This is a genomic window from Patulibacter sp. SYSU D01012, from assembly GCF_017916475.1.
Taxonomy (GTDB): Bacteria; Actinomycetota; Thermoleophilia; order Solirubrobacterales; family Solirubrobacteraceae; genus Patulibacter.
Genome location: NZ_JAFMTB010000003.1, coordinates 28,054 through 44,748, shown reverse-complemented (window position 1 = coordinate 44,748; position 16,695 = coordinate 28,054). Strand labels below are relative to the sequence as shown.

Sequence of the window (16,695 nt, the reverse complement as noted above, 5' to 3'; positions counted from 1 at the left end):
CGGCGCCCGCGCCGGCCGGCTCAGTAGGCGTCGGCCAGTCCCCGGACCAGGCCCGGCAGGCGGTCGTCGCCGCGGGCCAGCTCGAGCTGGCGCCGCTGGCCGTTCTGCCCGTGGACGAGCGCGCACACGCCCTCCAGCTCGTCGGCGCACCCCAGGTCCTGGGCGTGCGGGCGCAGGTGGGGGAGCAGCTCGTCGACGCGATCGGCCACCGGCACGCGCCGGCCCTCGGTCGCGACGATCAGCCGCGCGTCGGCGCCGTCGCGGGCGGCGACGAAGCGGTTCTCCTCCCACACCTCCTGCGGCGCGTGCGAGGCCTCCTCGGCCCACGCCTCCTCCAGCTCCATGCGCGCCAGGCACTGCACGAGCGCGACGAGCGACGCGGTCGCCTCCAGGTCGATCTGCGCGTCCATGATGCGGATCTCGAGGGTGCCGTAGCGCGGCACCATCCGCACGTCCCACCACAGGTACGTCGCGTCGGGGAAGGCCTCGCAGCCCGTGAGCAGGTCGACCGCGCCGACCCACTCCTCGTACGAGTCGAAGCGTCGGGGGATCCCCACGCGCGGGAACGCCTGGAAGAGCGGCGTGCGGGCCGACGCGAGGCCCGTGTCGCGGCCCTGCCAGAAGGGGGAGTTGCCCGAGAGCGCGAGCAGCAGCGGCAGGTGGACCCGCATGCGGTTGAAGACGTCGACCGCGGCGTCGGCGTCGGGCAGCGCCACGTGGACGTGCAGCGCGTACGTCGGCTCGCGGCGGGCGAGCTCGCGCATCGACCCGTAGACCTCGGCCTGGCGGTCGCCGCCGCCGAGGGCGGTCTCGCGCCACACGGCGAACGGGTGCGTGCCCGACGAGGCGACCGCCAGGTCGAGCGGCGCCACGGTCTCCTTCACCGCGTCGCGCAGGCAGCGCAGCTCGCGGGCCGCGTCGCCGACGGTCCGGGCCACGCCCGTCTCGATCTCGAGCGCCGCGGCGTGCGTCTCGGGGCAGACCTTCGTGCGCAGGTCCTCCGGCAGCCGCGGGAGGACCTCGTCCGCGGCCTGCGCCAGGTTCCAGCCGCCGGGGGAGAGCAGCATCAGCTCCTCCTCGACGCCGAGCGTGAACGACGCCGCGCGGGAGCGCTCGGGCCACGCCGCCCAGTCCGCGCCGGTGGCCTCCTTCGTGACCTCGCCGCTCATCGCAGCACCCACGTGTCCTTGGCGCCGCCGCCGCGCGAGGAGTTGACGACCATCTGGCCCTCCTCGAACGCGACGCGGGACAGGCCGCCGGGCACGAGCCGCCAGCCTCCTCCGCCGTCCGCGAGCGCGAACGGCCGCAGGTCGACGTGCCGGGGAACCAGGTCGTCGCCGACGACCGTCGGGTGGGTGGAGAGCACGACCGCGTCCTGGGCGATCCACGCGTGCGGGTCGCGGCGCGCCGCGTCGACGGCGTCGCGCAGCTCGGCGGCGTCGGCGCGCGGGCCGATGACGACGCCCTGGCCGCCCTGGCCGTCCCGCGGCTTGAACACGAGCCGCTCCGGCGCCTCGAACACGCGGTCGCGGGTCTCCGGGTCGCAGAGGTCGTGCACGTGCACGTCGTCGAGGATCGGCTCCTCGCCGCAGAAGTAGCGGATCAGGTCGCGCACGTAGGGGTAGACCGCCTTGTCGTCGGCCGCGCCGCAGCCGTAGGCGTTGGCGACGCCGATCGTGCCGGCGCGCAGGGCGGGCAGCAGCAGCTCGCCGTGCGGCGTCGGGGCCCCGTCGGGGCCGCGCAGCGACGCGACGTCGGTGCGGCGGTAGACCGCCACGACGGGCTCGCCGGTCTCGGCCAGCACGACGCGCTCGCCGCGCCGCCGCAAGCCGGCGGGCGTGACGATCGGGATCCCCATGAGCGCGGCCAGGCGCTGGTGCTCCCACCACGCCGTGTTCTCGGGGCCGTCGGAGAGGACGACCGCCGCGCCCTCGCCGGCGCCGGCGGGGACGGTCGAGCGCACGGCGGTCAGCAGGTCCGCGCCCAGCCGCGCGTGCAGGGCGCGGACCTCGTCCGGCAGCCCGCCGAGCGCCGTCGCGACCGCCTCGCGCGCGGCGAGCAGGTACGCCAGGCCGGACGGCACCCGGCAGTTGTCCTCGAGCACGCGGAACGCGCCGTCGGCGTCGCGGACCACGTCGAGGCCCGCGACGGCGATCCGCACGGGCGCGGGGGCCAGGCCGGCCAGCTCGTCCTCGACGAACCGGCAGCCGTCGAGCACGGACGCCGGCACGACGCCGTCGGCGATGGCGCGGCGCGGGCCGTGCGCGTCGGCGACCCAGGCGTCCAGCGCCCGCACCCGCTGGGTCAGGCCGGCCTCCAGGCGCGCCCAGTCGTCCGCGGCGATCGCGCGGGGGACGGGGTCGACGACGTAGGCGGCGTCGTCCTCGCCGAAGGTCATCCCCGTGGCGGCGACGGCCTCGGCGACCCGTTCGGCGGCCGCCCGCGGCCCGACGCGGTCGAGGGCCGCGAGGGCCTCTCGGTGCGTCGGCCGGACGGCGCCGTCGGGCGCGACGGCCTCGTCCCAGGCGTCGGCGGGAGGGGAGGGGGACACAGCAGCGTCGGTCGACATGCTGCGCTCCCCTCTGCCCGGCGCCGCGGTCCGCCACGCACCCGACCCCGACCACCGGGGGGGAGCGCCGCACCGCGGGACGACGCTCGTCCCGGCGTCCCACGCCCGACGCGCCGCGGCGCGTCGGGCGGCGCCACCCGCGGGCGCCGGGGCGCGGGCTATCGTCGCGGCATGCCCCGCCCGCACCGCCCGGTCCGCCCCGCGTGAAGGGCGAGCGGCGCCTGCGGCGCGGGACCGACGAGCTGCGCGAGCTCGTGGCCGGCGTGCCGCGGGCGTTCGCGTGCTGCGCGGCGCTCGCGCGGCTGCCGTACGACGACCAGGAGGCGATCCGCGCCGCCTGGGAGACGCTGACCGGCCGGGCGCCGGGACCGGACTTCCGGCTGGTGCCGCCGGTGCACTGCGACCACGGGCTGCGGCTGCGCGTCGGCGCCGGCGTGTTCGTGAACCACGGCTGCACGCTGAACGACATGGGCGGGATCGAGATCGGCGACCGGACCCTGATCGGGCCGAACGTCAGCCTGCTGACCGGCGGGCACCCCATGCCCGTCGCCGAGCGCCACGACGGCATCGTCGTGGCGCCGATCCGCGTGGGGGCCGACGTGTGGATCGGCGCGGGCGCGATCGTGCTGGGCGGGGTGACCGTCGGGGACGGCGCCGTCGTGGCGGCGGGCGCGGTGGTCACCCGCGACGTGCCGCCCGCCACGCTCGTCGCCGGCACCCCCGCGCGCGCCGTCCGCCGGCTCGACTGACCGCCGGGCCGGACGCGGCGCCCAGCCGGCGACGACGCGGTGGGCGGCCGTCGGCCGCGCGGCGCTAGACGGCCGCGGACGCGACCGGGCGGCCCGCGCGGGCCGCGGCCACCAGGCCGGCGAACAGGCCGGCGTGCCGGGGGTCCGCCACGAGCGACTCGGCGTGCCACTGGACGCCCACCAGGAACGGGTGGTCCGTCGCCTCGATCCCCTCGACGACCCCGTCGGAGGCCCGCGCCGTCACCCGCAGGCCGGCGCCCAGGTCGCGGACCGCCTGGTGGTGGAACGTGTTGACCGGCAGCGCGGGGCCGTGCTCGGCGACGCCCGTCAGCTGGGCCGTCAGCGTGCCCGGGAGCACCTCGACGTCGTGCGTCGTCCGGGTGCCCGGCGCGGTCTGCCGGTGCTCCAGGTCGGACGGCTGCTCCGTCGGCAGGTCCTGCCACAGCGTGCCGCCGCGGGAGACGTTGACGAGCTGCATCCCGCGGCAGATCGCGAGGATCGGCATCCCGCGCTCCTCGGCGGCGCGCAGCACGTCGCGCTCGCGCGGGTCCGCGTCCTTCTCGACGGGCCCCAGGTGGGGGTGCGGGTGCTCGCCGTACAGCCCCGGGTCGATGTCGGGACCGCCCGACAGGACGAGCGCGTCCAGGCGCTCGAGCAGCGCGCCGCCGCCGGGGCTCAGCGGCGGGAGGACGACCGGGATGCCGCCCGCCGCGGTGACGGCCGCGACGTAGTCCATGCCGAGCGACAGCTTGCGCTGCGGCGGCTCGGACTCCGGCGCCGGGATCGTCTGCTCCGGCGTGAAGAGCTCCGCGGTGGTGATGCCGACGAGGATCGGATCGCTCACCCCCTCGACGCTAGCGCGACGCCGCGTCGGAGTCGTCGCGACCCCGTGGCGGAACGGTGTCGCCGCCGGCCCGGACGCTCAGCCCGGTGCGCCCCGCCGACGCCCTCGCGCCGGCCGGCGCACGCGCGTCGTCACACGGCGGCGCCGGACGCCTGCGGTAGACTCGCCGGGCCGTCGCGACTGGCGCTGGAGCAGGTGGAACCGACCACCGGGGAGCGACGGCGGAGACCGCCGCGCGCCTGGGCACCGACCACCCTCCCGAACGAACCGAGGAGCAGCATGACCGGACCCAGCACGAACCCCGCGGCCGACGCGCCGATCGCCATCCCGGACGAGCTGAAGCCGGTCGACGGCCGCTTCGGCGCCGGCCCGTCGAAGGTCCGGCCGGCCCAGATCCAGGCACTGGCCGAGCGCGGCGCGGCCCTCATGGGCACCTCGCACCGCCAGAAGCCGGTGAAGGACCTCGTCGGCCGCGTGCGCACCGGCCTGGCCCAGCTCTTCTCGCTCCCCGAGGGCTACGAGGTCGCCCTCGGCAACGGCGGCGCCACCGCGTTCTGGGACGCCGCCGCCTTCGGCCTCGTCCGCGAGCGCGCGCTGCACCTGTCGTACGGCGAGTTCTCGTCGAAGTTCGCGAAGGCCACGAAGGGCGCGCCGTTCCTGGGCGACCCGGTCGTCGTGACCGCCGACCCGGGCACCGCGCCCGACCCGCAGGCCGCCGTCGCCGGGGCCACGGAGCCGTACGACGTCGTCGCGTGGGCCCACAACGAGACCTCGACGGGCGTGATGGTGCCGGTCCAGCGCGTCGGCACGGAGGACAGCCTCGTCCTCATCGACGCCACCTCGGGCGCGGGCGGCCTGCCCGTCGACGCCGCCGACGTGGACGCGTACTACTTCGCGCCGCAGAAGAGCTTCGCCTCGGACGGCGGCCTGTGGCTCGCGCTGCTCAGCCCGGCCGCGCAGGCCCGCATCGAGGAGCTCGACGCGTCCGACCGCTGGATCCCGGACTTCCTGTCCCTGAAGACGGCGCTCGACAACTCGAAGAAGGACCAGACGTACAACACCCCCGCGGTGGCGACGCTGTTCCTGCTCGCCGAGCAGGTCGACTGGATGAACGAGCACGGCGGCCTGGACTGGTGCGTGCAGCGCACCACGGCCTCGTCCCAGGCGCTCTACGGCTGGGCGGCCGGCACCTCGTACGCCACGCCGTTCGTGACGGAGGAGCGCAACCGCTCGCTCGTCATCGGCACGATCGACTTCGACGACGCCGTCGACGCCGCCGCCGTGGCGAAGACGCTGCGCGCCAACGGCATCGTCGACGTCGAGCCGTACCGCAAGCTCGGCCGCAACCAGCTGCGCGTCGCGATGTTCCCCGCGGTCGACACGGCCGACGTCGAGCAGCTGACCGCGTCCATCGACTACGTCGTCGAGCGGCTCCCCGCCGCCTGACCGGGAAGGAGCCCCGCATGAGCAGCACGCCCAAGGTCCTCGTCAAGGAGAAGGTCGGCCCGTCCGGCATCGAGGCGCTGAAGGACGCCGGCTTCGAGGTCGACCTCGGCCTGGACTGGGACGACGAGACGTTCGTCGCCAAGCTCCCGGAGTACGACGGCGTCCTCATCCGCTCGGCGACGACGTTCACGCCCGAGCTGATCGAGCGCGCGACGAACCTGAAGGTCATCGGCCGCGCCGGCGTCGGCGTCGACAACGTCGACATCCCGGCCGCGACGAAGCGCGGCATCCTCGTCGTCAACGCCCCGCAGTCCAACGTCGTCACCGCCGCCGAGCACACCGTCGCGCTGATGATGTCCCTGGCGCGCAACATCCCGCGCGCGAACGCCGGCATGCACGCCGGCAAGTGGGAGCGCTCCAAGCTCTCCGGCTTCGAGCTCTACGGCAAGACGCTCGGCGTCATCGGCTTCGGCCGCATCGGCCAGCTCGTCGCGGAGCGCGCGCAGGGCCTGTCGATGAACGTCATCGCGTACGACCCGTACGTCTCGGCCGAGCGCTACAAGGAGCTCGGCGTCGAGAAGGCCGAGGACTCCGACGCGATCTACGCCGTCGCCGACGTCATCACGATCCACCTGCCGAAGACCCCCGAGACGACCGGCTGGCTCGGCGCCGACGCGTTCTCCAAGGTCAAGGAGGGCGTGCGGATCCTCAACGTCGCCCGCGGCGGCCTCGTCGACGAGGCCGCGCTGAAGGACGCGCTCGACGCCGGCCGCGTCGGCGGCGCCGCCCTCGACGTGTTCCCGTCCGAGCCCGTCACGGAGCACGTCCTCCAGGGCTACGACAACGTCATCCTCACCCCGCACCTGGGCGCGTCGACGGCCGAGGCCAACGACCGCGCCGGCTTCCAGGCCGCGGAGCAGATCGTCGCCGCCCTCACCGGCGGCACCGTCACCACCGCGGTCAACGCGCCGGCCGTCGGCAAGGAGGACCTGGAGGTCCTCGCGCCGTTCGTCCCGCTCGCCGAGCGCCTGGGCCGCATCGCGGTCGAGCTCGCCGGCGGCTCGTCGGTGGAGCGGATCGAGGTCGAGGCCCTCGGCGGCATCGGCGAGCGCGACGTGCGCCCGCTCTCCCTCGCCGTCCTGCGCGGCGTCCTCGACGGCCGCACCGAGGAGCCCGTCAACGCGGTGAACGCCCCCGGCATCGCCAAGGAGCGCGGCATCGAGGTCTCGGAGACGACGCGCGCCACCGCGCGCGACTTCACCGACCTGCTGCGCGTGACCGTCGTCTCCGGCGGCGAGCGCCACCGCGTCGTCGGCACCACGCTCGGCCACCTGAACCGCCCGCACCTGCTCGAGGCGTGGGGGCAGCGGTTCAACCTGCAGCTCGAGGGCAACCTCGTGATCCTGCGCTACGCGGACCAGCCCGGCATGGTCGGCCGCATCGGCGCGCTGCTCGGCGACCGCGGCGTCAACATCGAGCAGGCCGCCGTCGGGTACCACCAGGACCGCGAGGGCACCCGCGGCGCCCACGCCGTCATGGTCATCACGACGGACACCACGGTCTCCGAGGACGTCCTGAAGGCGACCCTCGCGCTCGACGGCGTGGCCGACGGCCACGCGGTCACCCTGTAGGAGGGGGCCGGGGCCCGCCCCGAGCGTCTCGGCGTCGGACCCGCGGTCCGGGGCGGCGAGGCTCGGGGCACCCGGAGAGGGGGCCGGGCCCCGCCCCGAGCGTCTCGGCGTCGGACCCGCGGTCCGGGGCGGCGAGGCTCGGGGCACCCGGAGAGGGAGCCGGGCCCCGCCCCGAGCGTCTCGGCGTCGGACCCGCGGTCCGGGCGGCGGGGCTCGGGGCACCCGGAGAGGTCCGCAGCCGGCGAAGCCGGGAGCGGACCGGCCGCCGCTGCTACGCTCGCGGTGGTCCATGGCGCTCCGCCTGCACACCCTCCTTCGACTGCTCCTCCCCCTCCGGGGGGAATAGCGCGTGGCGGCCGCACGTAGCCGCGAACCACAGCCGAGGAACCGCAGGACACACCACAGGAGCACCGCTGCCATGAGCACCCCCGCCGGCCCCGACCGGGTCATCATCTTCGACACGACGCTGCGCGACGGCGAGCAGTCGCCCGGCATCTCGCTGAACGCCGGCGAGAAGCTCGAGATCGCCCACCAGCTCGCGCGCCTGGGCGTCGACGTCATCGAGGCCGGCTTCCCGATCGCCTCGCCCGGCGACTTCGAGGCCGTCCGCGCGATCGCGCGCGCCGACCTGGGCGGCTCGCGGCCGACGATCGCGGCGCTCGCCCGCGCGCAGGCCGGCGACATCGAGCGCGCCGGCGAGGCGGTCCGCGAGGCCGCCGCCGAGGGCCGCGGCCGCATCCACACGTTCATCTCGACGTCGGACATCCACATCGAGCACCAGATGCGCAACACGCGCGCCGACGTGCTCGAGGGCGCCAAGGCGGCGGTGGCGCATGCCCGCTCGCTCGTCGACGACGTCGAGTTCAGCCCGATGGACGCCACCCGCGCCGACGTCGAGTTCACCGCCCAGGTGATCCAGGTGGCGATCGACGAGGGCGCGACCACGATCAACGTCCCCGACACCGTCGGCTACGCCACCCCCGACGAGTACGCCGCGTTCCTGCGCCGCCTGTACGAGCACGCACCCGGCCTGCGCGACGTCGTCCTCTCCGTCCACTGCCACGACGACCTCGGCCTGGCCGTCGCGAACTCGCTCGCCGGCCTGGGGGCCGGGGCGCGGCAGGTCGAGTGCGCGGTCAACGGCATCGGTGAGCGTGCCGGCAACACCGCCCTCGAGGAGCTCATCATGCTGCTCGCGACCCGCGGCGACCGGCTGGGGTACGCCACCGGCGCGGTGACGACGGAGATCGCCCGCACGAGCCGCCTCGTCTCCCGCCTGACGGGCTACGCCGTCCAGCCGAACAAGGCGATCGTCGGGCGCAACGCGTTCTCGCACGAGTCCGGGATCCACCAGGACGGCGTGCTGAAGGACCGCTCGACCTTCGAGATCATGGACCCGGCGTCCGTCGGCATCGACGATGCCGAGCAGCTCGTCCTGGGCAAGCACTCCGGGCGCGCAGCGCTCAAGGACGCGCTCGCGCGGCTCGGGCACCCGGTCGACGGCCAGGAGCTGCGCCGCGCGTTCGACGCGTTCAAGGTGCTCGCCGACCGCAAGAAGACCGTGACGGCGATGGACCTGGAGGCGCTGGTCGCCGACGAGCTGGAGGCGGGGGAGGACGACGACCTCGTCCTTGTGGACTACACCGTCGAGGTCCGCGACGCCCGGCCGCCGCACGCCACCGTCGTCCTGGAGAGCGCGGCCCGCGGCCGCGTGACCGGGTCGTTCACCGGCGACGGCCCGGTCGACGCCGTGTTCCGCGCGCTCGACTCCGCCCTGGGCGTCGACGCCCGGCTGCGCGACTACCGGGTGGCGTCCGTCACCGGCGGGCAGGACGCGCTGGCGCAGGCGTCCGTCGTGCTCGAGCTCGGCACCCCCGGATCGGCGGAGCGCTGGGACATCCCGGGCGTCACCGGCGGCGAGCGGATCACGGCCGCCGGCCAGGGCGTCGACACCGACACCCTGCGGGCGTCCGCCATCGCGTACCTGCGCGCCCTCAACCTGGGCGTGCGGCGCGTCGCCGGCCCGCGGCCGCAGGGCGACGCGGCGGTCGCCGCCCCGTAGGCGTCGCCCGTACACCGCCGATCGCGCGTCCGGGTGCATCCGGATCCCGCGGCACCTCGTTCCTAGGGGAGAACACCGAGCCGGCCAGCCGGTCGGCTCGTCCCCCGGATACCACGAGGAGTTCCCGTGTCCCAGCAGATCGATCTCGAGAAGCTCGACGTCGACGGCGACGTCCGCGAGGCCGCCGAGGCGGCGGGCATCGACCGCAGCACCTTCCTCCGCAACGGCGCCCTCGCCGGCGCCGGCGCCGTCGGTCTCGGCGTGTTCGGCCTGCCGTCGCTCGCCAGCGCGACGATCTCGACGAAGAAGCCGTCGAAGAAGAACGACGTCAAGATCCTCAACTACGCGCTGACGCTCGAGTACCTCGAGGCGGCGTTCTACGACGCGGCGAACAAGCAGAACCAGTTCGCCACCCCGGAGCTCGCGCAGTTCTCCGCCGTCGTCGGCAAGCACGAGGCCGACCACGTCAAGTTCCTGGAGAAGGGCCTGGGCAAGGCGGCCATCAAGGCGCCGAAGCTCGACCTGGACGCCGTCGCCAAGGCGATCGCCCCGGCCAGCTTCGGTCCGACGGCCCTCGCGCTCGAGGACACGGGCGTCGCCGCCTACGCCGGCCAGGGCCCGAACCTGAAGACGCGCGCGTTCGTGCAGGCCGCGCTGTCGATCCACTCCGTCGAGGCCCGCCACGCCGCGTGGATCCGCGTCCTGCTGGGCGGCGCCGCCCCGGGGGCCGCCAAGAGCGCCCAGCCCGCGCCGTTCTCCTTCGACAAGCCGAAGACCGAGAAGACGGTCCTCAAGGTCGTCGGCGGCACCGGTCTCGTCGTCGCGAGCAGCATCGACACGAAGAAGATCTAGCCGCCGCACGCCCCGGCGCGCCGTCCCCCGCGGCACGCCGGCGGTCCTCCACCCGACGGCCCCGGGCGCCCTGCGTCCGGGGCCGTCGTGCGTCCGGGGCCGGCCCGGGGGCGCGCACAGGCCCGGTGCGGGCGATCGGAGCGTCGCCCGGGCGGGCGATCCGCCGCGGATCGCCCTAGCCTTGGGGGCGCGTCGGGGCGGTCGGGGCCCGGACCGGCGCCGCTCTCATCCCCTCCTCGCCCCGAGAGGACCCATGGACCGCTTCTTCCGCATAAGCGAGCGAGGCAGCTCCGTCCGCACCGAGGTGCTGGCGGGCCTGGCGACGTTCGCGACGATGGCGTACATCCTCATCGTCAACCCAGAGATCCTCGGCGGCGTCGCGGACGTCGCGGGGACCAAGCTGGACCACGCGCAGCTCGTGACCGTCACGGCGCTCGTCGCGGGCGTGATGACGATCGCGATGGGCGTCTTCGCGAACGTCCCGATGGCCCTCGCCGCCGGTCTGGGCATCAACGCCTTCGTCGCCTTCACCCTCGTCGCGGCGAAGGGCCTGACGTGGCCCGAGGCGATGGGCGTCATCGTCATCGAGGGCGTGATCATGCTCGTGCTCGTCCTCGCGGGCCTGCGCGAGGCGATCATGAACGCGATCCCCGACGGGCTGAAGCGGGCGATCGGCGCCGGCATCGGCCTGTTCATCGCCTTCATCGGCCTGGTGAACGCCGGCATCGTCGAGCACCCGGAGGGCGGCGGCACGATCGTCGCGCTGCACGGCGACCTCGCCACGTGGAACACGTTCGTCTTCCTCGTCGCGATCGTCGCGATCGCCGTGCTCATGGCGCGCGGCGTGCCCGGCGCGCTGCTCATCGGCATCGTCGCCGCGACGGTCATCGGGATCATCATCAACGGCCTCGCCAGCGGCACGCCCGTGCCCGGGGCGGAGCTGCCCGACTCCGTGACGGCGACCCCGGACTTCGGCCTGGTCGGCGACGTCAGCTTCAACGTCTTCGACGCGCTCGGGGTCGGCGCGGCGCTGGCGGTCATCGTCGCGGTCCTCATGGCCAACTTCTTCGACGCGATGGGCACCGCGCTGGCGGTCGGCCGCCGTGCCGAGCTGACGGACGAGCAGGGTCGCCTGCCCATGCTGCGCCGCGTCCTGCTCGTCGAGTCGTTCGGCGCGATCGCGGGCGGCGCGGCCTCGGCCTCGTCGAACACGATCTTCGTCGAGAGCACCGCCGGCGCCGCCCAGGGCGGCCGCACCGGCCTGGCCAACGTCGTCACCGGCGTGCTGTTCCTGCTGGCGATGTTCCTCGCCCCGCTCGCGGCGGTCATCCCGTCGGCGGCCACCGGCCCGGCGCTCGTCGTCGTCGGCGCGCTCATGCTCAGCCAGGTCGCGGCGATCGACTGGGAGGACGTCGGCATCGCGCTGCCGGCGTTCGCGACGGTCGCCCTGATGCCGTTCACGTACTCCATCGCCAACGGCGTCGGCGCGGGCATCATCCTGTACGTGCTGATCGCGGTCCTGCGCGGCCGCTGGCGCGAGGTGCATCCGCTCATCGTGCTCGTCGGCGCGGTGTTCGTCTGGTACTTCGTGCACGGGACGGTCTGACCCCGTGACGCGTCCTCCCCGTCGTCGCGCGGCCGCCGCGCTCCTGCTCGCCGCCGCCCTCGCGGGCTGCGGCGGGGGCGGCGGGGACGACCCCGACCGCGCCAAGGACGCGATCGGTGCCGTGACGCTGTGCGGGCGGGAGCGCGACGTCGAGGCGGCGCGCCCCGCCCTGCGCGCCTTCAACGCCGAGCGGCCGAAGGTCCAGGCGTCGTCGATCGCGTTCCCGGACGCCGGGGACCGCTTCGACCGCGCGGTGATCGAGCGGGCCCGCCGGCGGTCCGCCGAGTGCGACGTGCTCGCCGTGCCGGCCGCCCAGGCCGTCGGCCTGGCGTCTCGCGGCTGGCTCTTCGACCTGGAGCGCTACGCCCGCGAGCGCGAGAAGGTGGCGTCGTTCGCGGCGGTGCGCAGCCCCGCCGGCAAGGTCGTCGGCGTGCTGCGCAACGCGACCGGGGCCGGGCGGCCGGCGCTCGTCGTCGCGGCGGCCTCGCGCAACCCGGACGCCGCGCTCGCCCTGCTCGACGCCCTCAGCGGCGGCCGCACGACGGCGCCGGACGACGCGGGCGCCTAGGCGCCCCGCGGCCCGGCCGGCACCCGGCCCCCGCGACGACCCGACCGCTGTTCGTCGTCCCGGACGCTTGTACGTGATACCGTACGGGCAGATGGCGACGACGACCCCGATCCCCGAGGCGGAGAACGAGCGGATCCAGATCGGTCCGCGCGTCCGCGCGCTGCGGGACAACATGGGACTGTCGCTGCGCGACCTCGCCGAGCGCTGCGGCGTCTCCGCGACGACCCTGAGCCAGGTGGAGCGGGGAGAGACCTCGCCGACGCTGCAGGTCGCCGCGCGGATCGCGCAGGGCCTGGACCTGCGCCTCAGCCAGCTGCTGCGCCTGGACGAGGGCGGCTCCGTCACCGTCGTGCGCCCCGGCCAGCGACGCCGCGGCGGCGACCCGGGACGCGGCCACGTCATCGAGATCCTCACCGCGCCGCTGCCCGGGCAGCGCTCCGAGCTGACGCGGCACGAGCTGGCCGCCGGCGCCCGCACGGGCAACCCCGGCGACCCGCCGATGCACGAGCCGGGCACTCGCGAGATCGCGCTCGTCGAGCGCGGCCGCGTGGTGCTCTGCTGCGACGGCGTCGACCACGCGCTCGAGCAGGGGGACTGCGTCACGTTCGACGCCGACCTGCCGCACCACTTCGAGAACCCGGGCCCTGAGCCCGCCGTGATGCTCGCCGTCGTCAACGCCGGCCTCCGCCGCTCCTGACGCGCGCGTCGCGCCGACCACCTTCCCCTCACCGCCACCGACACCACCGCGGAAGCACGCCAATGCCGAAGACGCTGTTCGACAAGATCTGGGAGAGCCACGAGGTCGCCGACGGGCTCCTCTACATCGACCTCCACATGGTCCACGAGGTCACGAGCCCGCAGGCCTTCGACGGCCTCCGGCTCGCCGGCCGCACGGTCCGTCGCCCCGACAAGACGATGGCGACGGCCGACCACAACGTCCCGACCGACGGCACGCCCGTCGCGGCGCGCATCAAGGACGAGCTGTCCCGCAAGCAGGTCGAGACGCTCGAGACGAACTGCGCCGAGTTCGGCGTCCCCGTCTTCTCGCTCGGCTCCGACCGCCAGGGCATCGTCCACGTGGTCGGGCCCGAGCAGGGCCTGACGCAGCCGGGCATGACGATCGTCTGCGGCGACTCGCACACCGCGACGCACGGCGCGTTCGGCAGCCTGGCGTTCGGCATCGGCACGTCCGAGGTCGAGCACGTGCTCGCCACGCAGTGCCTGGTGCAGAAGAAGCCGAAGTCCATGCGGATCACGTTCGAGGGCGACCTGCCCTTCGGCGTCACCGCGAAGGACCTGATCCTCGGCGCGATCGGCCAGATGGGCGTCGACGGCGCCGTCGGCCACGTCGTCGAGTTCGCCGGCCCGGCCATCGAGCAGCTCTCCATGGAGGGCCGCATGACGATCTGCAACATGACGATCGAGGGCGGGGGCCGCGCGGGCATGATCGCCCCCGACCAGACGACCTTCGACTACGTCCAGGGCAAGCCGGGCGCGCCGAAGGGCGTCGACTGGGACGCCGCCGTCGCGGCGTGGAAGCAGCTCTACACCGACGAGGGCGCCACGTTCGACCGCGAGATCGTCGTCGACGTCACCCAGCTGACGCCGCGCGTGACGTGGGGCACGACGCCGGACATGGTCGTCGGCGTGGACGGCACGGTGCCGACGCCCGAGTCGTTCGAGGACCCCGCCGAGCGCGGCCAGGCCGAGCGCGCCCTCGAGTACATGGGGCTGGAGGGCGGCGAGCGGATCGAGGACATCCGGATCGACCGCGTCTTCCTCGGCTCCTGCACGAACGGCCGCCTGGCCGACCTGCAGGCCGCGGCCGACGTCATCCAGGGCCGCAAGGTCGCCGACCACGTCTACGCGATGGTCGTCCCCGGCTCGGTTCAGGTGAAGATCGCCGCCGAGCAGCTCGGCCTCGACAAGGTCTTCACCGAGGCCGGCTTCGACTGGCGCGGCGCCGGCTGCTCGATGTGCCTGGGCATGAACCCCGACGTCCTGCAGCCCGGCGAGCGCTGCGCGTCGACGAGCAACCGCAACTTCCAGGGGCGGCAGGGCAAGGGCGGGCGCACGCACCTCGTGTCCCCGCAGATGGCCGCGGCCGCCGCGATCGCCGGCCGCTTCGTCGACATCCGGTCCTGGGACGCCGCCCAGGACGCCACCCCCGAGCCCGCCGCCGTCTAGGCGCCGACCGCGAGAGCTGAGGACCCCACCATGGATCCCGTGAACATCATCGAGGGCCGCGTCTCCGACCTGCCCCGCGACGACGTCGACACCGACCAGATCATCCCCGCGCGCTTCATGAAGCGCGTCGAGCGGACCGGGTTCGGCGAGTTCCTCTTCCACGACGCCAAGCAGGCGCCGGACTGGAACGTCGAGATCGGCAACCCGATCCTGACTGCCGGCGCGAACTTCGGCTCGGGCTCGTCCCGCGAGCACGCGCCGTGGGCGCTCGAGGACGCCGGCTTCCGCTGCATCATCGCGGTCTCGCTGGCCGACATCTTCTACTCCAACAGCACGAAGATCGGCCTGCTGCCGGTGCAGCTGCCCGAGGAGCAGGTGCGGGCGATCGCGGCCGCGGGCGAGGCCCGCGTCGACCTGGAGGCGCAGACGGTCACGGCCGGCGGCGACGTCTTCCCGTTCGACATCAACCCCGAGACGAAGCACCGCCTGCTGAACGGGCTGGACGACATCGGCCTGACGCTGGCCGACGCCGAGAAGATCGACGCGTTCGAGGCCAAGCAGGCCGCCGAGGGCCCCAAGAAGCCGAGCTCGCTCGACCTTCCGCCGGAGCCCCTGGCCACCACGCCCGTCGCCTGAGGGCCGCGCGATGACCGCGCCCGCAGACGGGGCCGCGGCGGCCCCGGCGCCCGCCGCGCCCGGCTGGTACGACCGCTGGTCGTCCGGCTACGACGCGCAGCGCCGGCAGCTCATCCCGGCCTTCGACGGCTTCTACGGCGCGGCCGTCGAGGCCGCCACGGCCGGGCGCTCGGGCCGCGTCCGGGTCCTCGACCTGGGGGCGGGGACGGGGCTGCTGTCCGCCGCGGTCGCCGGCGCGCTGCCGCAGGCCGAGCTCGTGCTGCTCGACGAGGCGCCCGGCATGCTGGCGCAGGCGCGGGAGCGCCTCGCCGGCCTGGGCGACCGCGTCCAGTGCGTGGAGGCATCGATGCAGGACGCCTGGCCCGACGGGGGGTACGACGTGATCGTGTCCTCGCTGGCCATCCACCACCTGGACGACGCGGGCAAGGCCGAGCTGGCGCGCCGGGCCTTCGCCGCCCTGCGGCCCGGCGGCGTGTTCGTCAACGCGGAGCAGATCGCGGGTGCCACGCCGGCGACCGACCGCGTCAACGTCGAGCGCTGGTACCGGCAGATCGCCGCGCTGGGGATCACGCCGGAGCAGCGCGTCGAGGCCGACGCGCGGATGGCGCTCGACCGCCCCGCGTCCGTCGAGGCCCAGCTGGGCTGGCTGCGCGGCGCCGGCTTCGCCGCCGCGGACTGCGTCTTCAAGCACTGGCGGTTCGCCGTGCTCGTGGGCTGGCGCGACGATGCGGCGCTGGAGGCCGCGGCCGCGTGAGCGTCCCGGTCCCCGACCGTTTGGGCCTGCTCGGCGACGAGACGGTCCTCGACGCCGGGTGCGGCGCCGGCGCCCTGACGACGCAGCTGCTCGCGCGGGTGCCGCGCGGGCGGGTCGTCGCCGTCGACACGTCGCCCGAGGCGCTCGAGGCGGCGCGGCGCGTGCTGCCGGTGAAGCTCGTCGACCTGCTCGTCCAGGACCTGACGAGCCTGGTGCTCGAGGACCCCGTCGACGCGGTCGCGTCCATGGGCACGTTCCACCTGATCGCCGACCACGACGCGCTCGTCGGCCGGCTCGCCGCGGCGTTGCGCCCCGGCGGCCGGCTGGCCGCCCGCTGCGCCGGGGCCGGCAACGTCGCGGCCGTCCACGCCGCCGTCGAGCGGCTGCGCGGCCACGAGCCGTGGGCCACCGCGCTCACCGGCTGGGCGTCCCCGTGGACGTTCGCGACGCCCGAGGAGACCGCGGCGCGCCTGACGGCGGCGGGCTTCGTCGACGTCGACTGCCGTCTGGACGCCCGCGAGGTCGTGCCCGACGACCCGTACGCGCACCTGCGCACCGTCGTCCTGGGCCGCCACCTCGAGCGGCTGCCCGAGGAGGCGCACGACGACTTCGTCCGGGCCGTGCAGGCCGAGATGCAGGCCGCGGAGGGCGCCGTCGTGCTGCGCTACGTCGGCCTGGAGATCGACGCGACGAAGGCCCCCGACCACCGCCCGGGGGAGCACCCCGACGAGATCGCCGCGCGGCTGCGCGGCTGACCACGCCGGCCGGCGCGTCCCGCCCGGCCCCGACCC

The 16,695-nt window shown here is 75.1% G+C and carries 15 protein-coding genes and 1 riboswitch; of the genes, 12 read left to right on the top strand and 3 right to left on the bottom strand.

Annotated elements, in window-relative coordinates:
- Positions 1-20: 20 nt before the first annotated feature.
- Together J3P29_RS16165 and J3P29_RS16160 are read right to left on the bottom strand one after the other, a co-directional pair.
- Positions 21-1,169 carry a YbdK family carboxylate-amine ligase gene (locus J3P29_RS16165; protein WP_210495171.1) on the bottom strand — a complete coding sequence of 383 codons (1,149 nt, stop codon included), beginning with the start codon at positions 1,167-1,169 and terminating at the stop codon, positions 21-23.
- Positions 1,166-2,551: a circularly permuted type 2 ATP-grasp protein gene (locus J3P29_RS16160; RefSeq protein WP_210495169.1), complete on the bottom strand. Its 1,386-nt coding sequence runs from the start codon at positions 2,549-2,551 to the stop codon at positions 1,166-1,168. Before J3P29_RS16160 ends, J3P29_RS16165 begins: the two co-directional genes overlap by 4 nt.
- 221 nt (positions 2,552-2,772) lie before the next feature.
- On the opposite strand from J3P29_RS16160, the gene J3P29_RS16155 reads away from it, so the two are divergent.
- Positions 2,773-3,318: a DapH/DapD/GlmU-related protein gene (locus tag J3P29_RS16155; protein ID WP_210495168.1), complete on the top strand. Its 546-nt coding sequence runs from the start codon at positions 2,773-2,775 to the stop codon at positions 3,316-3,318.
- Between the two features lie 64 nt (positions 3,319-3,382).
- On the opposite strand, the gene J3P29_RS16150 is transcribed toward J3P29_RS16155, so the two are convergent.
- On the bottom strand, positions 3,383-4,162 hold the full coding sequence (locus J3P29_RS16150; protein ID WP_210495165.1) for a gamma-glutamyl-gamma-aminobutyrate hydrolase family protein: 780 nt from the start codon (positions 4,160-4,162) through the stop codon (positions 3,383-3,385).
- Between the two features lie 166 nt (positions 4,163-4,328).
- Positions 4,329-4,414: riboswitch (ZMP/ZTP riboswitch) on the top strand.
- A gap of 27 nt (positions 4,415-4,441) precedes the next feature.
- Here J3P29_RS16150 and serC point away from each other — a divergent pair.
- The 11 genes from serC to J3P29_RS16095 all read left to right on the top strand — a co-directional run bounded on the left by serC (position 4,442) and on the right by J3P29_RS16095 (position 16,659).
- Positions 4,442-5,608 (top strand): phosphoserine transaminase, encoded by a 1,167-nt coding sequence (gene serC / locus J3P29_RS16145; protein ID WP_210495163.1) that lies wholly within the window; start codon positions 4,442-4,444, stop codon positions 5,606-5,608.
- A gap of 17 nt (positions 5,609-5,625) precedes the next feature.
- The gene (gene serA / locus J3P29_RS16140; RefSeq protein ID WP_210495162.1) at positions 5,626-7,239 is read left to right on the top strand and encodes a phosphoglycerate dehydrogenase; all 1,614 of its coding nucleotides are present in this window, start codon (positions 5,626-5,628) and stop codon (positions 7,237-7,239) included.
- Between the two features lie 418 nt (positions 7,240-7,657).
- Positions 7,658-9,301, top strand: a complete 1,644-nt coding sequence (locus J3P29_RS16135; protein WP_210495161.1) for a 2-isopropylmalate synthase — start codon at positions 7,658-7,660, stop codon at positions 9,299-9,301.
- A 126-nt stretch (positions 9,302-9,427) separates the two neighbouring features.
- The gene (locus J3P29_RS16130; protein WP_210495160.1) at positions 9,428-10,153 is read left to right on the top strand and encodes a ferritin-like domain-containing protein; all 726 of its coding nucleotides are present in this window, start codon (positions 9,428-9,430) and stop codon (positions 10,151-10,153) included.
- A gap of 253 nt (positions 10,154-10,406) precedes the next feature.
- Positions 10,407-11,759: an NCS2 family permease gene (locus J3P29_RS16125; RefSeq protein WP_210495159.1), complete on the top strand. Its 1,353-nt coding sequence runs from the start codon at positions 10,407-10,409 to the stop codon at positions 11,757-11,759.
- A gap of 4 nt (positions 11,760-11,763) precedes the next feature.
- Positions 11,764-12,327: a hypothetical protein gene (locus tag J3P29_RS16120; RefSeq protein WP_210495157.1), complete on the top strand. Its 564-nt coding sequence runs from the start codon at positions 11,764-11,766 to the stop codon at positions 12,325-12,327.
- 91 nt (positions 12,328-12,418) lie between these two features.
- Complete coding sequence (locus tag J3P29_RS16115) at positions 12,419-13,024, top strand: XRE family transcriptional regulator (RefSeq protein WP_210495156.1); 606 nt, start codon at positions 12,419-12,421, stop codon at positions 13,022-13,024.
- 62 nt (positions 13,025-13,086) lie between these two features.
- Positions 13,087-14,514, top strand: a complete 1,428-nt coding sequence (leuC, locus tag J3P29_RS16110) for a 3-isopropylmalate dehydratase large subunit (RefSeq protein ID WP_210495155.1) — start codon at positions 13,087-13,089, stop codon at positions 14,512-14,514.
- A gap of 30 nt (positions 14,515-14,544) precedes the next feature.
- The gene (gene leuD / locus J3P29_RS16105; protein ID WP_210495154.1) at positions 14,545-15,150 is read left to right on the top strand and encodes a 3-isopropylmalate dehydratase small subunit; all 606 of its coding nucleotides are present in this window, start codon (positions 14,545-14,547) and stop codon (positions 15,148-15,150) included.
- 10 nt (positions 15,151-15,160) lie between these two features.
- Positions 15,161-15,904, top strand: a complete 744-nt coding sequence (locus tag J3P29_RS16100; protein ID WP_210495152.1) for a class I SAM-dependent methyltransferase — start codon at positions 15,161-15,163, stop codon at positions 15,902-15,904.
- Positions 15,901-16,659 carry a methyltransferase domain-containing protein gene (locus tag J3P29_RS16095; protein ID WP_349239874.1) on the top strand — a complete coding sequence of 253 codons (759 nt, stop codon included), beginning with the start codon at positions 15,901-15,903 and terminating at the stop codon, positions 16,657-16,659. The genes J3P29_RS16100 and J3P29_RS16095 overlap by 4 nt, the downstream gene beginning before the upstream one ends.
- Positions 16,660-16,695: the final 36 nt, after the last annotated feature.